Source organism: Propionicimonas sp., from assembly GCF_047606205.1.
Classification (GTDB): Bacteria; Actinomycetota; Actinomycetes; order Propionibacteriales; family Propionibacteriaceae; genus Propionicimonas.
Genome location: NZ_JASGES010000256.1, coordinates 1 through 8,918, shown reverse-complemented (window position 1 = coordinate 8,918; position 8,918 = coordinate 1). Strand labels below are relative to the sequence as shown.

The following is an 8,918-nucleotide window of genomic DNA, read 5'->3' as shown; positions in this document are numbered from 1 at the left end:
TGGCGGACGGCCACGGCCACCGCTGCGGAGGCCGCGGCCGACACGGCGGCGATCGTCGCCAGGCGGGGCCGGTCGCGGGTGCTCGGCGACAAGTCCTTGGGCACGCCCGATCCCGGCGCGACCTCGTTCGCCCTGCTGATGGACGCGATCGGCGACTCCGGCGTGCTCGACTGCACCACGGAGGCCTGAGATGCGGATCGTGATCGGGGCCGACGACGCGGGCTATGAGTACAAGGAGATCCTGAAGGCGGACCTCGCCACCGACTCCCGGGTGGAGTCGGTCGTGGACGTCGGCGTCGGCCCCGAGGAGCACACCGCCTATCCGCACGTGGCGGTGACCGCGGCGCGCCGGGTGGCTGCCGGGGCGGCGGACCGGGCGCTGCTGATCTGCGGTACCGGGATGGGCGTCGCGATGGCGGCCAACAAGGTGCCCGGGATCAGGGCGAGCGTGGCTCACGACTCGTTCTCGGTCGAGCGGCTGGTGCTCTCCAACGACGCCCAGGTGCTCACCCTGGGCGCCAGGGTGATCGGCATCGAGCTGGCCCGCAGGCTGGTCCGGGAGTGGCTGGGCTACTCCTTCGATCGCACCTCGGCCTCGGCGGCGAAGGTCGCGCTGTTCGCCGACTACGAGGCCGAAGGGACCCGGACCGGCGCGGGAGTGGCCCCGTCGTGCTAGCCGGCCAGGGACGCCGGATCGTGGCGGTGAGTCTCAAGCTGTACTTCGACACTGCCGCCACGGTGGAGTACAGCCGCGCGCTCGCCGCGGGTGTCGCTGCCCGGCCCTGGGCGGTGCGGGGATCGGTGCTGACCGGCGTCCTGCCGAGTTTCCTGGGCATCCCCAGGGTGCAGCCGATCCTCGCCGCGTCCGGCGTCCTGGTGGGGGCGCAGGACCTGTGCCAGGAGGACCGGGGGGCGTTCACGGGCGAGGTGTCGGGGACGGACCTCCGCTCCGCGGGCTGCTCCCTGGTGGAGGTGGGCCACGCCGAGCGGCGGTCGATCTACGACGAGTCCGATGAGCTCGTCGCGGCGAAGCTGCGGGCGGCCCTGCGCAACCACCTGGTGCCGCTGCTCTGCGTCGGAGAGCGAGAGCAGAGCGCTCCCGACGCAGCCGCAGTGGAGTGCGCCCGCCAGGTGCTCGACGCGACGGCGGGCGGCACGGGTGAGGAGGTCTGGATCGCCTACGAGCCCGTGTGGGCGATCGGCGCGCCGCAGCCGGCTCCCGTGGAGTACGTGCGGGAGGTCTGTACGCGGCTGCGGGAGGCCCTGTCCGATCGGCTGCCGCAGCTGGCGATCCTGTACGGGGGGAGTGCGGGGCCGGGCCTCCTCGGCCGGTTGTGGCCGACGGTGGACGGTCTCTTCCTCGGCCGCTTCGCCCATGACCCCGAGGCTTTCCTCGCGGTGGCCGACGAGGCGGCCACGCTCGAGGGCCGCCGCACGCGCTGATCGGGGACGCCGGCGCGGACCGTGGCGGAAGGAGCCGCGGATGGGTAGGTTCTCGCCATGGTGAAGGCCGAGCCGGTCGAACTGGAGGTGGGGCCGCGGGTGGTGCGGCTGACCAGCCCCGACCGCGTGTACTTCCCCGCGCACGGCTGGACGAAGCTGGACCTCGCGAACTACTACCTGGCGGTCGGGGACGGGATCGTCCGCGCGCTGCGGGAGCGCCCCTGCATGCTGCACCGGTTCCCGTCCGGGCTGGCGGGGGAGAAGGTCCACCAGAAGCGGCTGCCCGCGGGGGCGCCGCCCTGGGTGGAGACCGTGCAGGTGTACTTCCCCCGGTACGGGCGCACGGCCGACGAGCTGTGCGTCACCGAGCTGGGTGCGGTCGCGTGGGCGGTCCAGATGGCAACCGTCGAATTCCACCCGTGGAACTCCCGGCGCCCGGACGTGGAGAAGCCCGACGAGTGGCGGATCGATCTCGACCCGATGCCGGACGCGGGGTTCGAGCGGGTCCGGAGGGTGGCGGGGGTGGCCAGGGGCGTCCTCGACGAGCTCGGCATCACCGGCTATCCGAAGACCTCGGGCGGCAGCGGCCTGCACATCTACGTGCGGATCGCGCCCGAGTGGGGTTTCGGCGAGGTGCGCAGGGCCGCGCTCGCGTTCGCCCGCGAGGTCGAGCGCCGGGCGCCCGAGGACGTGACCACCACGTGGTGGCGCAAGGACCGCGACCCCCGCCACGTCTTCGTCGACTTCAACCAGAACGCCCGTGACCACACGATCGCGAGCGCGTGGTCCGTCCGGGGCGTCCCCGACGGCACGGTGTCGACGCCGTTCGCCTGGGCCGAGCTGGACGCGATCGAGCCGCGCGCGCTGACCCTGGCCACCGTCCCGGCCCGGTTCGCCGCGCAGGGCGACCCGCACGCGTCCATCGACGAGGTCGCCCACCGCCTCGACACCCTCCTGGAGTGGGCCGACCGCGACGGCCTCCCCGAGTAGCCCCCGAAACTTCTCCCCGCGGGGGGCCGCCACGGTCCTGGCGGCAATTGGGGACGGTTCTTTTCCCGTTCGCTGGTCCGTCCCCATTCCCGTTCAGGCGCGGCCCTGGTGGTTGCCGGCGCCGCCGGCCGGGCCCGTCCGAGGCCGCCGTACCCGGGGGACTTGCGTCCCGGAGCAAGAATGGACGCCGAATGACACGTCGGCCGGGTTCGCCAAAGCACGGCCACAGTGGAGGAGGGGCTCGGCCGGGAGGCCGGGCCCCTTCGTCACCGTGCGGGGTCGGGCTGGGCGAGTAGCCGGCGGACGCCGGCGCGCGAGACCAGCAGGATGAGGATCAACCCGGTCACGGCGAAGAAGCCGCCGAGTCGGACCTTGTCGGCGAAGAGGAGCGCCACGAGCTCGAGGACGACGAACTTGCTCCCGACCAGGATCGCCCACAGCGCGAGGGCCGCGCCGACCTTGCCGACCGTGGTGGTAGCCGCCCTGAACCGTGCCTTCACCCGGTTCTTGAAGAAGACGACGACCTCGAGCACAACCTTCAGCAGGACCGCGGTGAGCAGCGACAGCGTGAAGGTCTCCGTCAGCACCATCGGGAGGTACTCGGCGGCGAGGTTCAGCACGACGACGTAGACGAACACGTCGACGACATCGGCGGCCGACACCCGCCACCCGGGGCTCGGCGGGTTGGCCGGCGAGTTCTGCATGGCCGAAGCGTAGCGATCGTGCTGCGCGGCGGACGCACCACTTGTGGCGGGGTGCGCAACGCCCGGATCGGTGGCGTGGACGTGCCGGCCCGGTGGGACCGAGTGCGCCGACGGCCCGGTCTTCGGCTTGCGGAGCTCGGCCGTCGACCACAACGCTCGCGCTCCTCCGGCGACGGCGTCCTGGTCTCCGGGTCGGGCTCGTGCCACGATGTCCTGCACGCATGTCCTGAACAAGGTGTGACGACAGACGGCTCGAGGTGCAGGCGTAATGGGGAAGGTGAGGCGTTCCCGCCCGGTCGCCTCTGGTGCCGGGTCGTACGTGACCGAGCACTGCGCCTACGCGGACCTGTCAAAGCCGGACCGGCATGCGCTGCGTGACACCTTGGCCACCGCGTTTCCGGTGGGCAAGTCCGCTCATCAGTTGTGGAGCGACTTCCCTGACACCACAGCCTTCCTGCGCCGGGCGCGGGACCAGCCGGAGGAGAGGGCCCCGCAGGGTGTCATCGGCGGCGCGATCGTGATGGGTTACCCGGAAGGCCAGTACGACTATCTGGCATATCTGGCGATCCGGCCCGAGTTCCGGCGCCGGGGCGGGCTTCTCCACCGCAGCGCGGTGCGTCCCCACCACGGCACCGCTCTTCTGCACGACCTGTACGACGTGATGCGCCGTCGGATCACCCCCGCGCTGTCGCAGCAGCACCTGATGATCGAGCCGGCGAGTGAAGCGGCGCTCAGGTTCTACCTGAGTGCTCTTCCGGTCAACGAGTACCCGCTCAAGTACTACGAACCCGACCGGATGATCCTTGTTGCCTACGACGGGCTCGCCTTGTAGGGGTGGGCGTTCACTCGCCCGCCGCCGAGGATGCGGCCCTTCCCGAGGGAAGGGGCTGGGTCGGCCTGGTCACCCGCCACCGACCATGGTCGCCGTCGTTCACGCATCCTCTCCCCGGGCCCGGCGGCGATAGCTGCGGGCCTTCATGACGTCGCCGCACTCGTTCATCGAGCACCAGCGGCCGGAGCGGTTTCGTGAGCCGTCGAAGTACACCCACTGGCAGTCCGGGTTGGCGCACGCCTTGAGCCGTTGCAGCCGACCCGCCCGGTACTCGTCGAACACCATCGCCAGTAGCGCAGCGGTCTCGTCGTCGGCCGCCAGCACCGGGCCCGACGCGCCGACCCGGACGCTGAGCCGATGCCCTGCGGCCAGAGCGTCCAGAGGGGCCGGGTTGCCCTCAACGATGAAGGCCCGCAGCGCGTCGCGCAGGGTCCGCAGCGCGGACGGCGCGGTGGTCTTGAGGGTGTCGAGGCCGGCGAACCGGTTGTCCGTGTTCAGGAGCGCACGCAGGTGCTCGAGGCCGTCGGGCGCGATGCCCGGCTCGGCACCCGTTTGCACCCACGGGCTCAGCCACTCCTTGACGTCAGGCACGGCGTCCAGCATAGTCGTCACCATCGTAACCATTACAGTAGTGACGCCAAGAGGAGACGCCATGACCACGACCGCCGCCGATGTGCGGGGCTGCGACACGTCCGACATGCTCACCATCCACGCGCTGTTCCGGCGCGCCTTCGTCGACGCCCCGGTGCTCGTCCGGGGGGTGAAGGACGGCGACCTCAGCCGCACCCGAACCGTCCTGGGTCACGTCCGTGAGGTCGCCGGGGCGCTGCACCACCACCACGAGAGCGAGGACCTGCTGCTGTGGGACACCCTCGAGAAGCGGGCGCCGGCATGTGCGCTGCACGTCGGGCGTATGCGCGGCCAGCACGCGACCATGGCCACGCTTCTGGCGGCCATGGAGGAGGCACTGCCCGAGTGGGAGCGCACAGCGGACGCGTCCGCCCGCGACGCCGTGGCTGACGCGCTGGACGCGGTCCGGGACGCGCTGCTGAGGCACCTCGGCGACGAAGAGGACGCGATCCTGCCCACCGCCGCGACGGTGATGTCCCCGCGCGAGTGGGGTGCCTTGCACGCGCGTGGCATGGCCGCGGTGCCGAAGAGCAGGCTGTTCCTGCAGCTGGGCTGGATCCTGGAGGTCGTCCCGCCCGAGGAGCGCAGCGGCTGGCTGGCGACGAACCTGCCGGCGCCCGCCCGGGTCCTGTGGCGGATGATCGGCCGGCGCCAGTTCGCCCGGCATCGCGCCCTCGTCTACGGCACCGCGAGCTGAGCGAGGATCGCGGCCCGGGCTCGTGCAGCCGGGCGGCCACCGCGGTGCCCTCGGGCGGTTCGGCGGGACGTTCCGGTGACCGCGGAAGCCGTCAGCGCCCGAGCAGGCGCCGCGCGGCAAGGACGGCTTGGCCGCGATCTTCGACGCCGAGCTTGAGGTAGAGGCTGGACAGGAGGTTGCGGACGGTCTTCTGCGCGATGCCGAGCCGGTCGGCGATCTGCCCGGTCGTGGCGGCTTCGGCGAGCAGCGCGAGGACCTGGCGTTCGCGGGGGGTGTAGCCGTCGGGCGTGGGTTGGGTGCGCTCGCTGCTGAGGTGACGGGAGACGGAGGAGCCGAGCAGGAGCTGACCGGCGTGGACGGCGTGGATGCCTCGGATGATCTCATCGAGGCCGGCCGTCTTGGCGAGGTACCCGCTGGCGCCGGCGTCGATGGCGTCCCGGACGCTCGCGGTGTCGTCGAGCATGGACAGCACGAGCACCCTGGTGTCGGGCGATGCCGCCAGGACGCGCCGGGTGGCGTCGATCCCGTTGACGTCGGGCAGGCCGAGGTCCATGAGCACCACGTCGGCGGGGTCGGCGACGAGTCCGGTGAGCAGGGTCTCGGCGGTGCCGTAGGAGCCGACGATCTGCACCCCGCCGCGGCCGGCGAGGACGGCCTCGATGCCCTCGCGGAATGCGGTGTGGTCGTCGACGACGGCGACTCGGATGGTGTCGGTCATGCGACGGCTCCGTCCGGGATGGGCAGGCGGGCGTTGACGAGGGTGCCGCCGTCGGGCAGCTGGGTGATCGTGAGACGGCCGCCGAGTTCGGCGGCGCGTTCGCGCATCGAGGCGATGCCGACCCCGATCGGCTGCTCGCCGACGCCGATGCCGTCGTCGGCGATGTCGAGGATGATCTCGCGTCCGCTGGCGCCGATGCGGACGGTGGCGCGGGTGGCGGCGGCGTGGCGGGCCGTGTTGGCGAGGGCCTCGACCGTGATCCGGTACAGGGCGACCTCCAGCAGGTCCGGGAGCGGATCGAGGGGGACGCTCACGGTCGCAGCCAGACCGAGATCGTCGGCGGCATTCTCCAGCGCCCGCGCCAGGCCGTGCTCGTCGAGGGCGGGCGGGCGCAGTCGGCGGGCGAGGGCGCGGATCGTCTCGACGGATTCGGTGAGCTGCTGCTCCGCGCGGGCCAGATGACTGCTCGGATCGGTGTCTCCGGCGTCGGCGCGAGCGGCGGCGATCCGGTGCCGCGCGGCGGCGAGGGTCGGACCTAGCCCGTCGTGGAGCTCGCGGCGCAGGGCGCGGCGTTCCTCCTCGGCGGCCGAGACGACCCGGCGGCGGGACGCCTGCAACTCGTCGGTGAGGCGCACGGCGGCGAGGCCCGAGAGCAGGGTGGGCGCGGCGGCGCGGAGCGCGGCACGGTCGCGCCGCCGTAGTCGACGCTGTCCGGCGCGGAGCCCGACGGTGAGCACCGCGGCGCCTGGATCGGCGGGGTCCAGGGGGATCGCGATCCCGGACGCGTCGGCCGTACCCGGATCGCCGGGTGCGGCCAGCACCACCCAGGGAAGTCGGAGGCGCTCGGCGAGCACCTCCAGCAGCTCGGGGACGACGCTGCGGCTGTCGGGCGCCGCCGCGAGCGCGGCCGAGAGCCGGGTCGCGAGCCGGCCGGGGTCGTCGGCGTCGCCGTAGACGAGACGGTCGATCCCACGGATGATCGGGCGGAACACCAGGAACAGGGCAAGCGCGGCCGCGGCGCTGCCCAGCGCCTGCGGCAGCCAGCCTTCGAGCGCGAGCGAGCCGAGCACGACGACAGCGGCGTCGACGGCGAGGACGATGCCGAGCCCGATGGCGCCGAGCAGCACCCGGTTGAGGGTGACCCGGACCCCGTAGGCGCCGTCGCGGACCACGGCGAGCGCGATGATGCCGAGGATGAGGGCGAGCATGAGATCGACGACCTGGTTGCTGGCCGAGCCGAGGAGGGTGCCGATCCCGGCACGCTCGGCGTCGATGCCCTGATAGACGGAGAACCCTGCGCCGTAGCAGACGAACAGCCCGAGCCCGACGGCGAGCAGCAGGATCGCCCGCTTGATCCCCGCGTCCCCGCGTACGAAGCGCACGACGAGCCCGGCCACGATGCCGGCCAGGGCGAGGGCGAACCCCACCCCGTACAGGCTGGCCCAGGGCTGCTCGTTGGCGGCAACCGCCGAAGGGATCGGTGGCACGGCCGTCACCGCCGCCCACGCAGCCGCGAAGATCACCGGCACCGCGCTCCCCCAGGGCCGGAACCGTCCACCTGGGTAGGAGGCGAGCAGCGCGAACAGTGCGAGCTGCGGCAGGACGCCCAGGACGGCCTGGAGCCACGGCGCCGGCGCGAACGCCGCAGCCGGTCCCAGCGCCGTCAGCAGCAGGATCGGGGGGATCGTCAGCGTGGCAGGTCGGGTGCCGCGCCAGCCGACGAGCAGGGCGAGCAGCAGCGGGACAAGGGTCGTGACCGCCGTGACGACCACCGATGCCGTCGCCCATACCGAGAGGGAGACGCCCTGCCTGATCAGGTCGGCAGCCGCATCCACGGTGAGTTCCGGCGGTGAGCACGACGGAACCACGCACACGCCCGCGACCGCGAACCACTCGCCGACGAGGTCGACGGCGGCCAGCGGCGCGATCAGAACGGTGGCCGCGAGGATCGACCACCGGCCGGCGGCGGAGGCGGGCTCGCCGCGCTCCGTCGCCGGCATCCGGCGATCGATCCTGATCCGCACGGGCCTATTCGATCAGAGCGCCGATGCGGTGCGGTAGCGGAGCATGGCGGGGATGAGCCCGGCGAGGCCTACGGCGAGCAGGCCGAACGCGGTGGCGCCGAGCCAGTGGATGCCGGTGCCTTGCAGCAGGGAGACCGGGATCGCGGTGAGCACGACGATCCCGGACCACACCGGCAGGCCCCTCGCGAGGAGGATGCCGATGCCGGTGACGAGCGTGCCCAGGAAGAACCCGGCACCGCCGACGATCGCGCCGATCGTCGTGAACGGGCCGTAGGTGATCGCGTTGAAGACCTGGGCGACGACATCGTCCGGGACGGTGCCGACGAGATCGACCGAGACGATCCCGGCGGTGTAGCCGCCACCGATGCCGGCCGTGCCGAACACGCCCCAGACGCCGACCAGGACGCCGCCCACGCGCAGAGGGGTCGCGCGCCGGCGTCCCGCGGCGGCGCGGAACACACCGACCGCGGTCAGCGGCAGGAACGCCATCCCGAGCATCATCAGCAGGCCGGCGGCGAGATAGATCGAGCGGGCGTCCGCCAGCCTCCCGAGGTACTCCAGCGGATCGGCGCCGCTGCCCGTCCAGTCCAGGGCGGTGCCGACGGCGAGCAGAACCGGGCCGACGAGCGAGCCGATCGCGAGCAGGATTCGCCACGGGCCGGCACCCGTGACCGAGACAGTCCCCTGTGAGCCGGGGGCGGCGCTGGTCGTGGTCATGCCCCGACGCTACGAATCCGCCGACCCGATCCGACAGAGCGTCATGTCCCGACCTCGTCGGGAAATCGTCCCGGTCGGGCGGTGACCAGCAGCGGCCGCTCTGGGCTACGTGAGTCCGGCGTCGCGAGCGAGGCGGGCGGCTTCGCCGCGGTCCCGGGCGCGG

The 8,918-nt window shown here is 72.7% G+C and carries 11 protein-coding genes; 6 read left to right on the top strand and 5 right to left on the bottom strand.

Annotation, left to right across the window (positions count from 1 at the left end; genetic code table 11):
- The 4 genes from QM633_RS16010 to ligD all read left to right on the top strand — a co-directional run.
- A partial coding sequence (locus QM633_RS16010; RefSeq protein ID WP_415154846.1) for a DAK2 domain-containing protein occupies window positions 1-189 on the top strand: 189 nt, incomplete at its 5' end.
- A gap of 1 nt (window position 190) precedes the next feature.
- Window positions 191-676, top strand: a complete 486-nt coding sequence (locus tag QM633_RS16005; protein ID WP_415154844.1) for a ribose-5-phosphate isomerase — start codon at window positions 191-193, stop codon at window positions 674-676.
- Window positions 677-702: 26 nt separating this feature from the next.
- A complete protein-coding gene (locus tag QM633_RS16000) occupies window positions 703-1,443 on the top strand; it encodes a triose-phosphate isomerase family protein (protein ID WP_415154842.1) in 741 nt (246 codons plus the stop codon).
- A gap of 57 nt (window positions 1,444-1,500) precedes the next feature.
- On the top strand, window positions 1,501-2,433 hold the full coding sequence (ligD, locus tag QM633_RS15995) for a non-homologous end-joining DNA ligase (protein WP_415154840.1): 933 nt from the start codon (window positions 1,501-1,503) through the stop codon (window positions 2,431-2,433).
- Between the two features lie 266 nt (window positions 2,434-2,699).
- Here ligD and QM633_RS15990 read toward each other — a convergent pair whose 3' ends face one another.
- The gene (locus QM633_RS15990; protein WP_415154838.1) at window positions 2,700-3,137 is read right to left on the bottom strand and encodes a hypothetical protein; all 438 of its coding nucleotides are present in this window, start codon (window positions 3,135-3,137) and stop codon (window positions 2,700-2,702) included.
- 319 nt (window positions 3,138-3,456) lie between these two features.
- Here QM633_RS15990 and QM633_RS15985 point away from each other — a divergent pair, with 319 nt between their 5' ends.
- Window positions 3,457-3,969: a hypothetical protein gene (locus QM633_RS15985; RefSeq protein WP_415154836.1), complete on the top strand. Its 513-nt coding sequence runs from the start codon at window positions 3,457-3,459 to the stop codon at window positions 3,967-3,969.
- 99 nt (window positions 3,970-4,068) lie between these two features.
- Here QM633_RS15985 and QM633_RS15980 read toward each other — a convergent pair whose 3' ends face one another.
- Complete coding sequence (locus tag QM633_RS15980; RefSeq protein WP_415154834.1) at window positions 4,069-4,584, bottom strand: CGNR zinc finger domain-containing protein; 516 nt, start codon at window positions 4,582-4,584, stop codon at window positions 4,069-4,071.
- A gap of 37 nt (window positions 4,585-4,621) precedes the next feature.
- Between QM633_RS15980 and QM633_RS15975 the strand changes: the two genes are divergently transcribed.
- Window positions 4,622-5,296, top strand: a complete 675-nt coding sequence (locus QM633_RS15975) for a hemerythrin domain-containing protein (protein ID WP_415154832.1) — start codon at window positions 4,622-4,624, stop codon at window positions 5,294-5,296.
- A gap of 91 nt (window positions 5,297-5,387) precedes the next feature.
- Here the strand turns inward: QM633_RS15975 and QM633_RS15970 are convergent, their stop codons facing one another.
- Genes QM633_RS15970 through QM633_RS15960 form a run of 3 tightly spaced genes read right to left on the bottom strand, consistent with a single transcriptional unit; the run spans window position 5,388 to window position 8,755 of the window.
- The gene (locus QM633_RS15970; protein WP_415154830.1) at window positions 5,388-6,014 is read right to left on the bottom strand and encodes a response regulator; all 627 of its coding nucleotides are present in this window, start codon (window positions 6,012-6,014) and stop codon (window positions 5,388-5,390) included.
- The gene (locus tag QM633_RS15965; protein ID WP_415154828.1) at window positions 6,011-8,038 is read right to left on the bottom strand and encodes a sensor histidine kinase; all 2,028 of its coding nucleotides are present in this window, start codon (window positions 8,036-8,038) and stop codon (window positions 6,011-6,013) included. The genes QM633_RS15970 and QM633_RS15965 overlap by 4 nt, the downstream gene beginning before the upstream one ends.
- Window positions 8,039-8,050: 12 nt before the next feature.
- Window positions 8,051-8,755: a hypothetical protein gene (locus tag QM633_RS15960; protein ID WP_415154826.1), complete on the bottom strand. Its 705-nt coding sequence runs from the start codon at window positions 8,753-8,755 to the stop codon at window positions 8,051-8,053.
- Window positions 8,756-8,918: the final 163 nt, after the last annotated feature.

Bases quoted from the DNA above. Each gene is read 5' to 3' on its own strand.
- ligD (WP_415154840.1), top strand. From the start codon at position 1,501: ATGGTGAAGGCCGAGCCGGTCGAACTGGAGGTGGGGCCGCGGGTGGTG.
- QM633_RS16005 (WP_415154844.1), top strand. From the start codon at position 191: ATGCGGATCGTGATCGGGGCCGACGACGCGGGCTATGAGTACAAGGAG.
- QM633_RS15970 (WP_415154830.1), bottom strand. From the start codon at position 6,014: ATGACCGACACCATCCGAGTCGCCGTCGTCGACGACCACACCGCATTC.
- QM633_RS15990 (WP_415154838.1), bottom strand. From the start codon at position 3,137: ATGCAGAACTCGCCGGCCAACCCGCCGAGCCCCGGGTGGCGGGTGTCG.
- QM633_RS15980 (WP_415154834.1), bottom strand. From the start codon at position 4,584: ATGGTGACGACTATGCTGGACGCCGTGCCTGACGTCAAGGAGTGGCTG.
- QM633_RS15975 (WP_415154832.1), top strand. From the start codon at position 4,622: ATGACCACGACCGCCGCCGATGTGCGGGGCTGCGACACGTCCGACATG.
- QM633_RS15960 (WP_415154826.1), bottom strand. From the start codon at position 8,755: ATGACCACGACCAGCGCCGCCCCCGGCTCACAGGGGACTGTCTCGGTC.